At 68.1% G+C, this 17,076-nt stretch carries 13 protein-coding genes; 6 read left to right on the top strand and 7 right to left on the bottom strand.

Annotated features, from left to right (window positions below):
- Positions 1-71 precede the first annotated feature (71 nt).
- Complete coding sequence (locus tag DAT37_RS31600; protein ID WP_198654515.1) at positions 72-1,163, bottom strand: magnesium and cobalt transport protein CorA; 1,092 nt, start codon at positions 1,161-1,163, stop codon at positions 72-74.
- Between the two features lie 94 nt (positions 1,164-1,257).
- Between DAT37_RS31600 and DAT37_RS31595 the strand changes: the two genes are divergently transcribed.
- From DAT37_RS31595 to DAT37_RS31580, 3 genes are all read left to right on the top strand, one after another.
- The gene (locus tag DAT37_RS31595; protein WP_408637460.1) at positions 1,258-2,124 is read left to right on the top strand and encodes a PHP domain-containing protein; all 867 of its coding nucleotides are present in this window, start codon (positions 1,258-1,260) and stop codon (positions 2,122-2,124) included.
- A gap of 314 nt (positions 2,125-2,438) precedes the next feature.
- Positions 2,439-4,250 carry an FAD-binding protein gene (locus DAT37_RS31585; RefSeq protein WP_109528477.1) on the top strand — a complete coding sequence of 604 codons (1,812 nt, stop codon included), beginning with the start codon at positions 2,439-2,441 and terminating at the stop codon, positions 4,248-4,250.
- Positions 4,251-4,728: 478 nt separating this feature from the next.
- A complete protein-coding gene (locus DAT37_RS31580) occupies positions 4,729-5,949 on the top strand; it encodes an NAD(P)-dependent malic enzyme (RefSeq protein ID WP_408637459.1) in 1,221 nt (406 codons plus the stop codon).
- Between the two features lie 79 nt (positions 5,950-6,028).
- On the opposite strand, the gene DAT37_RS31575 is transcribed toward DAT37_RS31580, so the two are convergent.
- The 4 genes from DAT37_RS31575 to DAT37_RS31560 all read right to left on the bottom strand — a co-directional run bounded on the left by DAT37_RS31575 (position 6,029) and on the right by DAT37_RS31560 (position 9,546).
- Entirely contained in the window at positions 6,029-6,742 is a 714-nt protein-coding gene (locus DAT37_RS31575; protein ID WP_109528631.1) for an ABC transporter permease, read from the bottom strand.
- Positions 6,739-7,398: an ABC transporter permease gene (locus DAT37_RS31570; RefSeq protein WP_109528475.1), complete on the bottom strand. Its 660-nt coding sequence runs from the start codon at positions 7,396-7,398 to the stop codon at positions 6,739-6,741. Before DAT37_RS31570 ends, DAT37_RS31575 begins: the two co-directional genes overlap by 4 nt.
- A gap of 19 nt (positions 7,399-7,417) precedes the next feature.
- Positions 7,418-8,563, bottom strand: a complete 1,146-nt coding sequence (locus DAT37_RS31565; protein ID WP_109528474.1) for an ABC transporter ATP-binding protein — start codon at positions 8,561-8,563, stop codon at positions 7,418-7,420.
- Between the two features lie 98 nt (positions 8,564-8,661).
- Positions 8,662-9,546 carry an ABC transporter substrate-binding protein gene (locus DAT37_RS31560; protein ID WP_109528630.1) on the bottom strand — a complete coding sequence of 295 codons (885 nt, stop codon included), beginning with the start codon at positions 9,544-9,546 and terminating at the stop codon, positions 8,662-8,664.
- Positions 9,547-9,788: 242 nt separating this feature from the next.
- On the opposite strand from DAT37_RS31560, the gene DAT37_RS31555 reads away from it, so the two are divergent.
- From DAT37_RS31555 to DAT37_RS31545, 3 genes are all read left to right on the top strand, one after another.
- Positions 9,789-10,679 (top strand): glycine betaine ABC transporter substrate-binding protein, encoded by an 891-nt coding sequence (locus DAT37_RS31555; RefSeq protein WP_109528473.1) that lies wholly within the window; start codon positions 9,789-9,791, stop codon positions 10,677-10,679.
- A 172-nt stretch (positions 10,680-10,851) separates the two neighbouring features.
- Positions 10,852-11,535, top strand: coding sequence for a PadR family transcriptional regulator (locus tag DAT37_RS31550; protein ID WP_109528472.1), 684 nt, complete (start codon positions 10,852-10,854; stop codon positions 11,533-11,535).
- A gap of 76 nt (positions 11,536-11,611) precedes the next feature.
- Positions 11,612-13,093, top strand: a complete 1,482-nt coding sequence (locus tag DAT37_RS31545; protein WP_109528471.1) for a DHA2 family efflux MFS transporter permease subunit — start codon at positions 11,612-11,614, stop codon at positions 13,091-13,093.
- Positions 13,094-13,197: 104 nt separating this feature from the next.
- On the opposite strand, the gene DAT37_RS31540 is transcribed toward DAT37_RS31545, so the two are convergent.
- On the bottom strand, positions 13,198-15,054 hold the full coding sequence (locus DAT37_RS31540) for a molybdopterin-dependent oxidoreductase (protein WP_109528470.1): 1,857 nt from the start codon (positions 15,052-15,054) through the stop codon (positions 13,198-13,200).
- A 131-nt stretch (positions 15,055-15,185) separates the two neighbouring features.
- On the bottom strand, positions 15,186-16,979 hold the full coding sequence (locus DAT37_RS31535) for an AMP-dependent synthetase/ligase (RefSeq protein ID WP_109528629.1): 1,794 nt from the start codon (positions 16,977-16,979) through the stop codon (positions 15,186-15,188).
- Between the last annotated feature and the right edge of the window lie 97 nt (positions 16,980-17,076).

The following is a 17,076-nucleotide window of genomic DNA, read 5'->3' as shown; positions in this document are numbered from 1 at the left end:
CCACCTGTGGTACCGCCCGCGGTTGCCGTCGACCGCGATCGGTTGCGCCGCGAGGGTGTTCGGGCGCGGGCTCAGAGCCAGTGGTTCCGTCGGAACAGGATCAGCAGCAGCGTGCATATGGTGATGATGATGCCGATGATCAGTGGATATCCGTAGGTCCACCGGAGTTCCGGCATGTGTTCGAAATTCATCCCGTAGATACCCGCGATCATCGTCGGCACCGCCGCGATGGCGACGTAGGCCGAGATCTTGCGCATATCGGTGTTCTGCTGGACACCGATCTTGGCCAGCGCCGCGCTGATCAACGCGCTGAGAGACCCGTCGAAATCGGTGATGCGCTCGGCCACGCTGGTGTGGTGGTCGGCCACATCGCGCATGTAGCGCCTGATCTCCTTGGGCAGCGGGAGATCCGATTTGTGGCCGAGCAGTTGGAGCGGGATCGCCAGCGGATTCACCGCGCGGCGCAATTCGACGACTTCGCGTTTGAGCTGATAGATCGATTCGATGGCGACCTGGCTGCGCGGGGTGAAGACCTCTTCCTCCATCGCGTCGATATCCAGTTCGACCGAGGCCGCGACATCGATGTAGTTGTCGACCACGTAGTCGGCGATGCCGTGCAGCACGGCGCCGGGGCCGTACATCAGCATGGTCGCGTCGGCCTCCAGGCGCTGCCGCACCGACGCCAGCCCGGAATGCTCGCCGTGCCGGACCGTCACCACGAAATCGGCGGCGGCGAACACCATGATCTCGCCGGTCTCGACGATCTCGCTGACGCTGTGCAATTCGTGTTCGACATAGGCGACGGTGCGCATCACCAGCACCAGGGTGTCGTCGTAGCGCTCCAGTTTGGGCCGCTGATGCGCCCGGACCGCGTCCTCGACGGCGAGGGCGTGCAGACCGAATGTCTCGGCGATATCGCCCATCTGGGCGTCGTCGGGATCGTGCAGGCCGACCCAGACGAAACCGGCCCCGCGATTGCGCACTTCCGCCAGCGCGTCCCGGTGGGTGAATCGGCCGGGCAGCCGGTGTCCGTCGACGTAGACGCCGCAGTCGACGATGGCGCGCGCGGTCGGGACCGGGATGCGCGGCAGTTCCGAACGTGTCGCCGTGCGGGCCGCGCGCGCGGAAGCGCGGAACGACGGCATCGGCGGAATCGAGGGCACCCGCCGATGCTACGTCGGCATCGGCGACGGGCCCGCTCGAGACCGGGTCGCTCTGTCCGGGGCCTGACCACAACCGTCGGAGATCGCGCACTGTATGACTGGAGACGTGCGCATCGACCTCCACACCCATTCGAACGCGTCCGACGGTACCGACACACCGGCCGAACTCGTGCGGAAAGCGGCGGCGGACGGCCTGGATGTCGTCGCCCTCACCGATCACGACACCACGTCCGGGTGGGCCGAAGCGGTGGAGGCGCTACCCGACGGGTTGAGCCTGGTGCGCGGCATGGAGATGTCGTGCGTGGGGCTCGGCGAGGACGGCTGGCCGGTGCCGGTGCACCTGCTCGCCTATCTCTTCGACCCCGCCGACCGCGGTTTCGCCGAGGAACGCGAGCGTTTGCGCGCCGAACGCGTCGAGCGGCTGCGGGCGATGGCGGAACGGATGCGCGAGGACGGCCTCCCCATCGATCCGGACGCGGTGCTCGACTCGGCCGGTGCGTCGGCGGGGCGTCCGCACCTGGCACGGGCGTTGGTCGAGGCCGGGGTGGTGCCCGACGTCGGATCCGCGTTCACCCGGCTGCTCGCGCCGAGCGGGCCGTACTACGTCGACAAGGCCGACACTCCGTTGCGTCGCGCGGTGGAGATGATCGCGTCGGCGGGCGGGGTCAGTGTGCTGGCGCACACCAGGGCCAGGAAGCGCGGGCGGCTGCTCGCGGTCGACGACATCCGCGAGCTGGCCGAGCTGGGACTGGGCGGACTGGAGGTCGACCATCCCGACCACGCCGACCCCGATCGGGAGGTGCTGGCGGGTCTGGCGGCCGAGCTCGGGCTGCTCACCACCGGGTCGTCGGACTACCACGGTGCGAACAAGACCATCCGCCTGGGCGAATTCACCACCGACCCGGCGCAGTTCGAGGAGCTCGTCGGTAAGGCCACGGGTGTGCCGGTGATCGTCCGGTGAGAGTCGTTCGTTGGCTCAGCGGCGTGGTGGCCGCGGGAACCGTCGTGCTGGCCCTCGTGGTGATCGGATCCGCCTTCATCGCGAGCAGACGCGATTTCCCCGGGCCGGGCGGGGAATCCCTCGTATGGCATGTGCTCGCGTCCGTGACAGCCGTTGTCGCTCAAGTTTTTTCGGATAGGCGTCGGGGTTTCGCTGCCTTTACCGGTTCCGCGGTTGTTTTCGTGGTCACGGGAATATTGCTTTGGACACAATGGTGGGGCTAATCGTCGTGTAATAGTTGCGGCCGGGTGAATAGTGGCCGAATATTTCTTCTTGTGGGTGATCTGGAAGCGGAAGTTCTGGTTCTCGGCGGTGGCCCCGCCGGTGCCTGGGCCGCTGTCTCGGCCGCCACGTCCGGCGCGCGAGTGATCCTGGTCGACAAGGCCCGTTGCGGATCCAGCGGTCCCACCGCCTTCGGAATGACAGCGCTCTGGAATATGCCGCCCGGCCCCGCCCGCGACGACGCCGTCCGCCGCGCCTGCGCGCACGGCGGCGACCTGGGCGACCCGATGTGGATCGACATGGTCCTGGACGAGACATATCGCCGCATCGACGAGTTGGCGCGCTGGGGCTACCGATTCCCCGGCACCGATCGCAACGCCCACCGCAAATCCTCGCGGGTGTGCGTCGACGGTGCGAGCTATCTGCGCCGGATGCGCCGACGCCTGCGCGAGGCGGGCGTCCGAATTCTCGATCACCACCCGGCGCTGCAACTGCTCACCGACGGCGACGGTGTCGTATCGGGAGCGACCGGGCTGCAACCGCACAACCGCTACCTGCCGTGGACCGTGCGGGCGGGCGCGGTCGTGGTCGCCACCGGCGGTTGCGCCTTCCTGTCCGGCGGACCCGGCACCGATGTCGACACCGGTGACGGGCTGCTGCTCGCGGTGGAGGCGGGCGCCGAACTGTCCGGGATGGAATTCTCCAGCGCCTACGGCCTGGCCCCGGCCCTGAGTCTGCCCTCGGTCGCGCGGCATTCGAGTTCGGCGCCGGGACTGGCCGCGCATTTCCCCACGGTGTACGACGAATCCGGCGCCGACCTCGCCGAACTCGGCACCGACGCGTTCGCCGCGCTCGCCGCGGGCAGGCGCGTCTACGCCGCCGTCGAAGACCTGCCCGAGGTCGTGGGGATCTGGCTGTCACGCCAGGGCGTGGTCGACCGCTCCAGGCGAATTCCGCTGCGGGCGGTGCTCGAGGGCACGGTGCGCGGCACCGGCGGCCTGCACATCACCGGAACCGATTGCGCGACCACGGTTTCCGGCCTGTACGGAGCCGGTGACGTCACGACGAGAGAAGCCATCACCGGCGCGGTCAGCGGATTCGGCGGACAGGGCGGCGCGTGGGCGCTCGCCTCCGGCGTCTGGGCCGGTGCGAGCGCGGCCCGATTCGCCGTGGCGAGGGGGATACCCCGGGCCGCGAATCCGGTGCCCGGCGCGGGACTGCACGATCGGCCGCGCGTCGATCCGCGCGCGGTGGTCGGTCTGGTGCAGGAACACACCCTGCCGTTGCGACGCAGCTACTGGCGCAGCGCGGGCAGCCTGCGCGACAGCATCGGTGAACTGGACGGGATGTGGCCCGGCGCCGAATTCGATCTCGGCGGACGCGGTGCAGGTCGGTTGCGCGCCAGGCAGGCCGCCGCGCTGCTCGCGGTGGCGCGCTGGACCAAATACAGCGCGCTGGCCCGCACCGAGACCAGGGGTATGCACCGCCGCACCGACCACCCCGCCCCCGACGCCGATTGGCGGGTGCGGCTGATGTCCGGCGGCCTCGACGAGGTCTGGGTGCGCCCGGAGACCCAGCCGTGGAATCGGGTCGACGCCGCCGCACCGTCCACCGTCGCCGAGAGCGCCGACACGCGCGACGATTCCGACCACCTCCACGCCGCCGACGTCCGCAGGATCGCGGGTCAGGAATCGGTGCTCGCCGTCTCGCCGCGCGAGCCCGTCGGCGCCCAGGTCTCCGAACCGCCCGCCCGGCCGCTCGCGGGTCAGGAATCGGTCCTCGCCGCGCATCCGACCGCCCGGCCCGGCACCGAGGAACCCGCCGACGGACACCGCGGCGGCGTGGCGGATCCGCTACCCCTGTGAGCGCGCCGACCGCTCGACTCACCGCGCCGGGCAGAGCGCGCTGCGTCTCCTCACAGACCCCGTTCGCCGGGGTGCGAGTTTCCCCTTACCTCGGGGTAATTCCCGGGCCTTACCCTCGGAATATGACGCGCGACCGGTATAGCACACACCGGTTTGGCAAGTCGTTGTCGAGGCTGGCAGAATATTGCGGATTCCCGCCCTTGCCACCGCCGGGTCAGGGAACGATGACGATCTTCTCCGCCGCGCACCGCGGCGCCCCGAGGATCGCACCGCATATCCGCCCGGAACACCCTCCGGCTCCGCTTCGCGGATCAGCGACGCCTCGCGAATTCGATATCCTGCTGCAGGTTCCCTGCGCCCGATCGGAATGCGAAACTGATCGACCGGAGCACTCGATGAGCGGTTCGAATCATTTATCACCTCAGTACCCGGCGGTAACCGTCCCCCGGTTTAGCCCGACCCGAGCAGGAGTGAAATCGTGTCACCTGTGACTGACGCACCGAATGCCACCGCGGTGAACCGCACCGAAGATCCGACCTCCCTTTCCTCGATCACGTCGGAAGAGATTTTCGCGGGCCACCTCGGCGGCAAACTCTCGGTCGAGCTGTCAGCTCCGCTGGAGACCCAGCGCGACCTCTCGATCGCCTATACCCCCGGCGTCGCGCAGGTCAGCCGGGCCATCGCCGAAGACGAGTCGATGGCCAAGCAGTACACCTGGACCGACCGCCTGGTCGTCGTCGTCAGCGACGGCACCGCGGTTCTCGGCCTCGGTGACATCGGCCCGCGCGCCTCGCTGCCGGTCATGGAGGGCAAGGCCGCGCTGTTCAAGAAGTTCGCAGGCCTGAACTCGATTCCGATCGTGCTCGACACCAAGGATGTCGACGAGATCGTCGACACGCTGATCCGCCTGCGCCCGAGCTTCGGCGCGGTGAACCTCGAGGACATCTCGGCTCCGCGCTGCTTCGAGATCGAGCGGCGCGTCATCGAGGCGCTCGACTGCCCCGTCATGCACGACGACCAGCACGGCACCGCCATCGTCGTTCTCGCCGCGCTCAACGGCGCGGCCAGGGTCCAGGGTCGCGCCATCGACGGACTCAAGGTCGTCGTCTCCGGTGCGGGCGCGGCGGGCGTCGCGTGCACCAACATCATGCTCGCCGCGGGCGTGAAGGACGTGACGGTCCTCGACTCGCGCGGCATCGTGAGCCGGGAGCGCACCGACCTCAACGAGGTCAAGTCCGAACTGGCCCAGCGCACCAACCCGCGCGGTCTGAACGGCGGCGCGGCCGAGGCCCTGGCGGGCGCCGATGTGTTCCTCGGTCTGTCCGCCGGTCTGATCGCCGAGGAGCTCATCGCCTCGATGGCCCCGGAGTCGATCGTCTTCGCGATGTCCAACCCGGATCCGGAGATCCACCCCGAGGTGGCGCGCAAGTACGCCGCGATCGTGGCCACCGGCCGCAGCGATTTCCCGAACCAGATCAACAACGTCCTCGCCTTCCCCGGTGTGTTCAAGGGCGCGCTCGACGCGGGCGCCCGCCGGATCACCGAGGGCATGAAGATCGCCGCCGCCGACGCCATCCTGAGCGTCGTCGCCGACGAACTCGGCCCGGAAAAGATCGTCCCGAGCCCCCTCGATCCGCGTGTCGCACCCGCCGTCGCCGAAGCGGTGGCGAACGCGGCTCGCGCCGAGGGCGTCGCGTAAGCGGTTCGAATCTCCACGGGAGCGCTCCGGTCCGAATTCGGACCGGAGCGCTCCCGTTTTCGGGTGCGGACCGGCCTCGCTACGAAGTGGGCCGGATCGAATTCGCCGCGGTGACCGGCGCGAGTCCACGGCGCAGTCGACCGGTGCCCGGCGCACTCACCCACACCGCGATGGCCAGGATGCCGTCGAGCGCCATCGCGAGCACCGCGACGAGAATCGCGCCGACCAGCACGCGGTCGTAGCGGTACAGGCCGATGCCGTCGAAGATGTAGCGCCCGAGACCGCCGAGGTTGACGTAGGCGGCGATGGTCGCGGTGGCGACCACCTGCAACGTCGCCCCGCGCAGGCCGGTGAGCAGAATCGGCATGGCATTGGGGATCTCGACGCGGAACAGGATCTGGCGTTCGGTCATGCCGACCGCGCGCGAGGCGTCGACCACGTCGTCGGGCACATTCGCGATACCCGCGTACGCGCCCGCCAGCAGTGGCGGAACGCCGACGGTGACCAGTGCCAGCAGCGGCGGGATCAGGCCGAGGCCGAGCATCAGCACCAGAAAGGTGAGCAGTCCGAGGGTGGGCAGCGCGCGCATCGAATTCGCGAAGCCGACGATCAGCGCCGCACCCCGACCGGTATGCCCGATCACCAGTCCCAGCGGCACCGCCACCACGGCCGAGGCGCCGACCGCGAGGGCGCTGTACCAGAGATGTTGCGCGATCCTGGTTCCGATACCGGCAGGACCGCCCCAGTTCGCGCCGTCGGTGAGATAGGTCCAGGCGTCGAGGAAAAGACTCATACGTCGCCCTTCGCGGTGCGTCCGCTCGTCCGCGTCCACGGCGTGGCGAGTCGACCGAGGGCATAGACCGCGCGGTCGAAGATCAGCGCGAGCGCGAGCGTCACGATGATGCCCGCGACGATCTCGTCGGGATAGTCGCGCTGATAGCCCTGGGTGAACAGTTTGCCGAGACCGCCGACCCCGATCAGCGCCCCCACCGACACCATCGCGATATTGCCGACCACGACGACCCGCAGACTCGCGACGAAAACCGGGACTGCCAGCGGCATATCGACGGTGAGGGTGCGACGCAGCGGGCCGTATCCGATGGCGTCGGCGGCGTCGACGACATCGGCCGCCACCGAATCCAGTGCGGCGGGCACCGCGATCACCAGCAGCGCGGTCGAATACACCGACAGGGCGATGATCACCGTGAGCGGATCGATCGTCGAGATGCCGACCAGCGGCGGGATGATGACGAACAGGGCCAGCGACGGCACCGTGTAGGCCAGACTCGCCACGGTCACGGTGGCCCGACGCAGCCACCGCACCCGGCGAACCGACGCGCCGACCGGAATCGCGATCACCGATCCGATCAGCGACGGCACCAACGCCAGATACACGTGGGTTCGGGTGAAACCCATGACGACGGAGAAATTGTCGATCAGATAGCGCATCGACAACCTCGGACCGTGCTCATTCGACACCGTCGGGGGCGAGCCCGTGGCGTTCGGCGTCTTCGGACGCACGCTGTTCGGCCAGAACCCGGACGACGTCGCTCGCCCGCACCCCGCCCCGGACCGCGCCGGAATCATCTACCGCCACACCGATTCCCGACGGCGAGGAGATGGCGGCGTCCATCGCTTGACGCAGATCCGCGCCGGGAGCGAACAGCGACCCGCCAGCCGACATGCTCTCGGCGAGAGAGGTTCCGGCGCGCACCGCCGCCGCACCGGCGATATCGATCCACCCGGACGGCCGGTCCGCCGCGTCGACCACCAGCACCCATTCGCCCGGTGCGGGCCGCAGGTCCGCGACCTCGTCGGCGCGGACGGTCCGGATCTCGTGTACGGGAACATGGGCGGCGGTGCGGAACGACAGGCCGCGATAGCCGCGGTCGCGACCGACGAACTCCGCGACGAAATCGGTTGCGGGCCGGGCGAGTACACGTCGCGGTGTGTCGTACTGCTGGAGGACGCCGCCGCGACCGAAGACCGCGAGGCGATCGCCCAGGGTGATCGCCTCGTCGATATCGTGGGTGACGAACACGATCGTCTTGCGCAATTCCGCCTGTAGTCTTCGCATTTCACTCTGGAGTTCCGCCCGCACTACCGGATCGACCGCGCTGAACGGCTCGTCCATCAGCAGGATCGGCGGATCGGCGGCCAGTGCCCGCGCCACCCCGACCCGCTGCTGTTGCCCTCCCGACAGCTGCACCGGATATCGCCGTGCCAGAGCGCGATCCAGCCCGACCCGGTCGAGCACCTCCAGCGCGGCGGCCCTCGCTGCCCTGCGTGAATCGCCGCGAAGCACGGGGACCGTCGCGACATTGTCGAGCACCGTGCGATGCGGCAGCAGCCCACCGCTCTGGATGACATATCCGATACCGCGGCGCAATGTCACCGGATCCACCGTCGAGATATCGACGCCGTCGACGGTGATCGCCCCCGAGGTCGGCGTGATCATCCTGTTGATCATCCGCATCGACGTGGTCTTGCCGCAGCCGGAGGGACCGACGAACACGGTGAGTGAACCCGATTCGATATTCAGGTCGAGATCGTCGACGGCACGGGTGTCGTCCGGATAGATCTTGCTGATACCGCGAAATTCGATATCGGACAAACGGTATCTCCTGGTAATCCTGTCTTTCGGCGCTCGGTTCCACCCGCGACGCGCGGCTCTCGCGTCCGTCGTCGCGAACTCCCGGTGTTCGAGCCGAACTAGCCGAGGGGCTTGTTCAGTCCCATGGCGTTCACCCACGCCACCGCCGCCGCTTTCGGTTCGGTCTTGCTCGTCCCCGAAACGGCCTCGTTCAACGCGAGCAGTTCCCGCGTCGTCAATTTCGCGGAGACGGCATTCAGCGCGGCGAGCGCCCTGTCGGATTTCTTGGCCGCGTTGAACAGCGGCACCACGTTCTGCGCGGGGAAATTGTTCTTCGGATCCTGTAGCACCACCAGGTTGTTCTGCGTGATGGCGGGGGAGGTGGTGAAGATATCGGCCGCGGTCACCTGTCCTTCGACCAGCGCTCGGACCGTGGCGGGACCGCCGCCGTCGGCGAGCGGCACGAAATTGTTCGCGGCGATATCGAGTCCGTAGTTCTTCTTCAATCCGGGCAGTCCGCCCGCGCGCTCCTGGAATTCGGCGGGAGCTCCGAATTTCATTTCGGCCGAATGAGGCGCGAGATCGGCGATGGTGCGCAGATTCCAGCGGTCGGCGGTGGCCTTGGTGACCACGACGGCGTCGGAGTCCTGGGCCTGGGCCGGGGTGCCGATGACGAGATCGGAACCGAGGGCGGTGACCAGCGCGGCATCGACGTCGGCGGCGCTGGTCGCCGTCGCGTTCTTGTCCAGATATTGCAGCAGATTGCCCGTGTAGTCCGGGATCACCGAGATCGCGCATTGACGCAGCGCCGGGATGTAGGCCTCGCGGCTGCCGATGTTCAGCCGGGTTTCGACGGTGAAACCGTTGACGCGCAGCACTTCCGCGTAGATCTCGGCGATGGTCTCCGATTCGGGGAAATTCGCAGACCCCACGATGAGGGTGTCGCCCGAGCAATCGCCGTCGGCGGCCAGTGGATCGGAGTCACCGCAGGCCGACAGGATCATGGCCGTCGCCAATGCCGCCGCGGCGATCAGGAATCGGGCGGCACGCAAGGCCGAGCGCAGCGCCCAGCGCCGGTGCCGCGCGGCATCGGGGGTCGATGTGGTATCCACTGGGGTCCTTCCGGCAGAGCGAGCTATGCGAGCGGCCGGGTGACGACGGCCACCGGTACATTCTGGTTGTCCATACTGCCCGCTACTGAGCCTTTGTGTCGGCTCTGTCGACTTCGGAGAGTTGGTGTCGCCGGATGTTGCTGGCCGCGTCGAAGCGGATGCTGGCACGGTTGTTGCTGGTCACGGCCGCTGTCACCGCAGTATCGTGCGGCAGCGACGACGCGCGTTCGGCATTCGTTGTCGGCGCGGGAGATTCGGTGGAATCCCGGGTGCTCGCCGAGATCTACGCGGGCGCGCTCGCGCGCACCGGACTCACCGTCGCGGTGTTGCCGCAACTCGGAGCGCGGCCCGACTATCTCGCCGCACTCGACGCGGGGCGGATCGGTCTCATCGGCGAACACAGCGGAGAACTGCTGGCCTACCTGGATTCCGCCACGACCGCCCGAACCCCGCAGCAGGTGACCGTCGCGTTGAATCGGGCGCTGCCGGAGGGCATCGTCGTCGCCGATCCGGCCGACGGGACCGATATGCGGCCGCGCGTGCTGCTGCCCGCCGAGGTCGCCGACCGCGAGGACCTGCGTTCGATCGCCGACATCGGCCCGCGCTGCGGCGAGTGGGAAGCCGGAATCGCCGCCGCCCCCGACATTCTGCGCGCGTCGTCCGCGCCACTCTCGATCAACGGATGCGCTTTCGCCGGGAAACGTCCCCTGCCCGACGCGGCGGCCCTGCGAAACGCCTTGCTGGACGGTAGTTCGCCGGTGGGCGTCCTCTCCGGCCCGCCCGCACTGATCCCCGGCGCGGCCGACGGCCTCGCGATCCTCACCGATGAGGATTACGCGCTCCCGGCGCAGAACGTGCTGCCGATCTTCCGCAAGGGCATGCTCGACGACCGTCGCCTGGAGAAACTGAACTACGTCGCGGGCGAACTGACCACCGAGGATCTGGTCGACCTGATCCTGAAGGTCCGCGCCGGAACCTCCCCCGCGACCGCGGCGCGCGATTGGCTGGACGAGCACGCCCTCTGATCTTCGCAATACCGTCATTTCGGGCCTCTGCGAGGCATTTTCATCACAGATCGCGCGGGGAACCCCCTTGCCGCCTCGATGTTCCGGACCGTATATTCCGTGTGGAGTATTTGGTGTGGGATATACCGACGGCGGACCGGTGGTGCCACGCTCGACCGAGAGAGGGGAAAGAATGGGACCACAGGCGCGTCCCGGGGTGACCGCGCTCGCGGTCGCCGTGCTGGCACTGCTGGCGGAGCGGCCGATGCATCCGTACGAGATGTATCAGCTGCTGATCCGCCGTGGTGAAGACGTGTTGGTCAAGGTCCGCCCGGGATCGCTGTATCACACGGTCGCGCGACTGGCCGAGCACGAATTGGTGCGTGCCGAGGGCGTCGACCGGTCGGGCAATCGTCCCGAACGGACCACCTATCGCATCACCGAACTCGGTGAACAGGCGCTGCGGAACAAGATCGCCGAGGTCATCCGGTACCCGCACGCCGAATATCCGATGTTCCCGCTCGCGCTGGCGGAGGCGCACAATCTGCCCGCCGCCGACGTCACCGCCCTGCTCCAGGAACGGCTACGGCATCTGCGCGCCGATATCGAGGATTTCGACCGCATGACGGACTGGGCCACCGAACACCATGTCCCGCGTCGGTACTGGATCGTGCTGCCGTACCTGCGCGCGACCGTCGGCGCGGAGATCGCGTGGATCGACGGCTTCCTCGCCGAACTCGGCAGCGGCGCGCTGGAGTGGGAGCGATTCGACCCGGAATCCGGCGCGAGGATCGCCGGACCGGAACATCCGTGGGCCGACGCCGGGCATCCCGAGCGTCCGCCCGTCCCGCGCCGCGCCGCCGCGGCCTCCCCCTGATCTCGCGACGGAGCCCGGCGCGCCGGGCCCCGACCGCTCATCACCCTTCGACGAGTTCGAGAATGGAACCGAACCCATGACCACCCAACGTAATCCGTGGCTAGCGCTCACCGCGCTGGTCGTCGGCTTCTTCATGATCCTGCTCGATATGACCATCGTCGCCGTCGCGAACCCGGCGATCATGGAAGACCTGGGAGCCGATGTCTCCTCGGTGATCTGGGTGACCAGCGCCTACCTGCTGACCTACGCCGTGCCACTGCTGGTGACCGGCAGACTCGGCGACCGCTACGGCCCCAAGAACATCTACCTCATCGGCCTCGCCGTCTTCACCGCCGCCTCGCTGTGGTGCGGTCTGTCCGGCACCATCGGCATGCTGATCGCGGCCCGCGCGGTGCAGGGACTCGGCGCGGCGCTGATGACCCCGCAGACGATGGCCGTCATCACCAGGACATTCCCGCCGGATCGTCGCGGCGCGGCGATGGGCCTGTGGGGCGGCGTCGCGGGTCTGGCGACACTGGTCGGCCCGATTCTGGGTGGCGTGCTCGTCGACAGCCTCGGCTGGGAGTGGATCTTCTTCGTCAACGTGCCCGTCGGCATCATCGCGTTCGGGCTGGCCGTCTGGCTGGTGCCGTCACTGGAGACCAACGACCACAAATTCGACATCCCGGGCATCGTGCTCAGCGGTGTCGGTCTGTTCCTGCTGGTGTTCGGTATCCAGGAGGGCAATTCCTACGACTGGTCGGTGGGCATCTGGCTGATGATCGGCGCGGGTGTGCTCGTCCTCGCCGCGTTCGTCTGGAACCAGGCCCGCAACCGCGGCGAGCCGTTGCTGCCGCTGAGCCTGTTCAAGGACCGCAATTTCGCGCTGTCGAATCTCGCCATCGCCGCCATGGGCGCGGCCATCACCGCGCTGATGGTGCCCGCCTACTTCTACCTGCAGGCCGTGCGCGAGATGTCGCCGACCAAATCCGCCCTGGTATTCGCGCCGATGGCGATCGTGACCGGTTTCTTCGCCCCGGTCATCGGCAAATTCTCCGATCGTCTGCCGCCTCGGCTGGTGCCGACCATCGGCTTCACCGCCTTCGCCGCCGCCGTCTTCTGGTTCGCCGCGCTGATGACACCGGATTCCTCGATCGCGGTCTTCCTCGTCGCCGCCGCGCTCGCCGGCTTCGCCAACGCCTGCATCTGGGCCCCGCTGGCGTCGACGGCGACCCACAACCTGCCGGTCCAGCAGGCCGGCGCGGGCGCGGGTATCTACAACACCACCCGCCAGGTGGGTTCGGTCCTCGGCAGCGCCGCGATCAGCGCGCTCATCGCCTCCCGCATGAGCGCCAACGGACTCGGCGGCGGCAAGGTCGCCGAAGGCGGCGCGGGTCAGGGCGCCATACCGGAATTCGTCAAGGACGCCTTCAGTTCCGCACTCGCCGAATCGATGCTGCTCCCCGCCTGCATCCTCCTCATCGGCGTCGTCGCCTCGGCCCTGTTCGTCAGCCACTCCCGTGGCCGCGCGGCGGAACCGACCGACAAACTCTCGAAGGCCGACACCCTCGCGGGTTGACCGTCACCGGGTGAGTCCGGTCCGGGCGGACAATCTCGCGTCGTTCGAACAGATTTCGGGCGTTCGTGTACGAGATTGTCCGCCCGAGCCGGGCGCTCCGGCGATTATCTGACCGTGAAGGTGATCTCGGGGTGGCCGGTCGCTCCGTCAGGGAGGGCGCCCGCGCGGTCGGCGGTCTGGATGGCGCCCGTGCCGTCGGTGGCGCGGGCGATGACGGTGTGTGAACCGGGGGTGGCGTTCCATTCGAAGACCCATTGGCGCCAGGTGTCGATCGATTGGTCCGCGGACAGTTTCGCCTGCTGCCATGGGCCGCCGTCGATCCGGACCTCGACGGCGCCGATGCCGCGGTGCTGGGCCCAGGCGACTCCGGCGATGGCGACGGTGCCTTTCGAGACCTTGGCGTTCGCGCGGGGAGTATCGATGCGGGTGCCGGTCTTGACCGGGCCGTACGGGGACCACCAGCGCTTGGTCCAGTAGGCCATCGCGCGGTCGAACCGGGTGACCTCGAGTTCGGTCACCCATTTGGTGGCCGAGACGTAGCCGTACAGGCCGGGCACGACCATGCGGGCCGGGTAGCCGTGCGACACCGGAAGGGGTTCACCGTTCATGCCGACGGCGAGCAGCGCGTCACGGCCGTCGGTGAGTGCCGACAGGGGGGTGCTCGCGGTCCATCCGTCCACACTGTGCGACAGGACCATGTCGGCGTCGGGGTGCGGGCCCGCCTCGGCGAGCATTTCGTCGAGCCGGTAACCGCGCCACATCGCGTTGCCGATCAGATCGCCGCCCACCGAGTTCGAGACGCACGCCAACGTCACCAGTCGTTCGATCGCCTGCCGATTCGCCAGATCCGTCCAGCGGATCACGATCTCGCGATCGACCATGCCGTGGATGCGCAGCGACCAGTCCTCGATCGATAGCTGCGGCACGATGAGTTCGGTGTCGATCCGGTAGAAATCGGCATTGCGGGTGAGATACGGGGTCAGTCCCGGAAGACGCAGATCCGCCTCCGGCGCAAGGGAAATCGGCGGCCCCACCGGCTCCGGCAGCTGTACCGCCGCCCGTTCACCCGAGACGTCGGCCCGTCGCGAACCGAGCAGTCGGCCGCCGAATCCGGCGACCAGCGCGACCCCGCCGGTGATGGCGACACCGCGCAGCAGTTGTCGGCGTCGCAGTGCGCTCGCGCCGTTCGGCACGAGGGCCGGATGCGGAGTGGGTTGCGGTCGGTCGGTCGATACCGACGATGCGGGAGTACGGTCACCGGGGGTGAGCCGATCACCCTCGACTGCCTCGACCGAATCCGCGCGCGCTCGAGCCGCATCGGCCCGCGCTTCAGGCGGATCGGCCCACGCCTCGGGGGAATCGGCGCGTGCCCGATTCGCGGACGTATCGCCCCGGCCCGCCGAATCGCCTACACCGGAAACGCTGGTCCCGACGACGCCGACCGCGGCCGCGGAGCTCTCCCCTGTACCGAGGGAGCCACGACCCGCTTCGCCTGCCCCGGATACCGAGGCCACCCCACCGTCGCTCACCGCGTCCTCGTAAGCCTCCACCCGGCGGGTGAGCACACGCAGCGCGTAGATCCCCACCGCGACACCGACGACCGTCGGGAACGCGGCGGAGACCCCGTGCTGTTCGACCGCGATGACCGCGGTGACCACCCCGAAAACCGCGAACACCGACGAGCCGATCGCGCGGTTGCCGCGTTCGACCACGCCGATGAAGGCGGCCAGCAGTATCGCGACCACCGCCATGCACAAATAGAGCACCATTTTGTCGCTGGTGCCGAAGGTCTGGATCGCCCACTCACGCAATCCACCCGGCGTGTGGTCGATCACCGTCGAGCCGAGGACCTGCACCGGCGCGGTCTCGGAGCCGACGAAGGCGGCGACCACTTCGGCGACGCCGAGCGCAAGGCCCGCCGAGACGATCCCGGCCGCCATCCGATACCACAGTCGCGCCATGAATCGAGCCTACTGCCGCCCCCGCGCCGCCGATGTGACCATTTTCTGACGGCCGACGAACATCCGGCCCGACGCAACGGCGCCGTCCGCGAATGCGATTCGCGGACGGCGCCGTTGATATCAGGGAGAGATCAGCTGTAGATCTTCTCCACCTCGGAGGCGTACTGCTTCATCACGACGGCGCGCTTGAGCGACATCTTCGGGGTGAGTTCGCCGGTCTCCTGGGTCCAGTCGACGGCGAGGATGCGGATCTTCTTGATGGCCTCGGCGTGGGACACCTTCTTGTTGGTGTCCGCGACCGCGGCATCGATTTCGGCGACGATGGCCGGGTTCTCGATCAGCTGCTCGATCGAGGTGTCCGCGGAGACGCCGTTGCGTTCCTTCCAGCCCGGCAGCGCCTCGGGATCGAGGGTGATCAGCGCGCCGACGAACGGCTGGCCGTCGCCGACCACCATGACCTGGCTGATCAGCGGATGGGCCCGCAGCGAATCCTCGAGCAGCGCGGGGGAGACGTTCTTGCCGCCCGCGGTGACGATGATCTCCTTCTTGCGGCCGGTGATGGTGACGAAGCCGTCGGCGTCGATGGCGCCCAGATCGCCGGTCTTGAACCAGCCGTCGGCGAAGGCGTCCTCGGTGGCTTCCGCGTTACCCCAGTAGCCGTCGAAGATGACCGAACCGCGCAGCAGCAGTTCGCCGTCCTCGGCGATCTTGACCGAATGGCCCTCGATCGGCTTGCCGACGCTGCCGACCCGCAGGTTCTCGGGGGTGTTGACGGTGACGGCCGCGGTGGATTCGGTGAGACCGTAACCCTCGTAGACGGTGACGCCGACGCCGCGGAAGAAGTGGCCCAGGCGCGCGCCGAGCGGTCCGCCGCCCGAGACAGCCGCCTGGCACTGTCCGCCGAGCGCGACCCGCAGCTTGCTGTAGACGAGCTTGTCGAAGACGCCGTGCTTGAGCTTGAGCACCAGACCGGGACCGCCGTTGTCGAGGGATTCGCTCCACTCGATGGCGGTGTCCGCGGCGGCGTCGAAGATCTTGCCCTTGCCGCCGTCGTGCGCCTTCTGCTTCGCGCCGTTGAACACCTTCTCGAACACGCGCGGCACGGCGAGGATGAAGTGCGGGTGGTAGCTGCCGAACTGTTCGACCAGGGTGGTCCAGTCGGCGGTGAAGGCGAGGATCACCTTCGCGTCGAACGAGGTCAGCGTGACCGCGCGCGCGAAGACGTGGGCCAGCGGCAGGAACATGAGGGTTTTCTTGCCCTCTTGGATGTACTTGCGCAGCGCGAGCCGGTCGGACTTCGACTCCGCCCAGAGGTTGGCATGCGAGAGCATGACGCCCTTGGGGCGGCCGGTGGTGCCCGAGGTGTAGATCAGGGTCGCGGGCGAGGCCGCGTTGACCTGCTTGCGACGGTCGTGCACGACCTGATCGTCGAGGTCGGCGCCGCGCTCGATCAGCTGGTCGACCGCGCCCTTGTCGATCTGCAGGGTTTCCTTCAGATCCGGCAGCGAACCCGCTTCGATCTCGTCGATCGTCGCGCGGTGCTTGTCGTTGTCGAGGACCAGCAGTTTGGTGGCCGAATCCTGCAGGATCCATTTGGCCTGCTCGGCGGCGGAGCTGTCGTAGATGGCGACGGTGCAGCCGCCCGCGGCCCAGATGGCGAAATCGAAGGCGACCCATTCGTACCGGGTGGGGGCCATGATCGCGACCCGGTCACCGAGTTCGATGCCCGAGGCGATCAAACCCTTGGCGATGCCGGTCACCGTCTTCGCGAACTCCGCGGCGGTGACATTCCGCCAGCCGCCGTTGCCGTCCGACAGGTTGAACAGCACCGCGTTCGGTGACTGTTCGGCATGCCGGAAGACGTTGTCGGAATTGTTCGCGTCCTCCGGAATGGTGTAGGAAGCCGGAACTTCGAACTCGCGCATCACTGCCCTTCCACGTGGTTTACTCGCCAGTAATCTACGACACGTATGGGCGCGTCGTCATGTCGACCACCGGAAATTTGTCCGAATCTTGTTTCGA

Source organism: Nocardia aurea, from assembly GCF_003123685.1.
In the GTDB taxonomy this organism is placed as follows: domain Bacteria; phylum Actinomycetota; class Actinomycetes; order Mycobacteriales; family Mycobacteriaceae; genus Nocardia; species Nocardia aurea.
This window is presented reverse-complemented; position numbering and strand designations above follow the sequence as displayed.

Coding starts and splice junctions, on each gene's coding strand:
- DAT37_RS31595 (WP_408637460.1), top strand. CDS start 1,258: ATGACTGGAGACGTGCGCATCGACCTCCACACCCATTCGAACGCGTCC.
- DAT37_RS31575 (WP_109528631.1), bottom strand. CDS start 6,742: ATGAGTCTTTTCCTCGACGCCTGGACCTATCTCACCGACGGCGCGAAC.
- DAT37_RS31570 (WP_109528475.1), bottom strand. CDS start 7,398: ATGCGCTATCTGATCGACAATTTCTCCGTCGTCATGGGTTTCACCCGA.
- DAT37_RS31560 (WP_109528630.1), bottom strand. CDS start 9,546: ATGATCCTGTCGGCCTGCGGTGACTCCGATCCACTGGCCGCCGACGGC.
- DAT37_RS31555 (WP_109528473.1), top strand. CDS start 9,789: ATGTTGCTGGCCGCGTCGAAGCGGATGCTGGCACGGTTGTTGCTGGTC.
- DAT37_RS31550 (WP_109528472.1), top strand. CDS start 10,852: ATGGGACCACAGGCGCGTCCCGGGGTGACCGCGCTCGCGGTCGCCGTG.
- DAT37_RS31545 (WP_109528471.1), top strand. CDS start 11,612: ATGACCACCCAACGTAATCCGTGGCTAGCGCTCACCGCGCTGGTCGTC.
- DAT37_RS31540 (WP_109528470.1), bottom strand. CDS start 15,054: ATGGCGCGACTGTGGTATCGGATGGCGGCCGGGATCGTCTCGGCGGGC.
- DAT37_RS31535 (WP_109528629.1), bottom strand. CDS start 16,979: ATGCGCGAGTTCGAAGTTCCGGCTTCCTACACCATTCCGGAGGACGCG.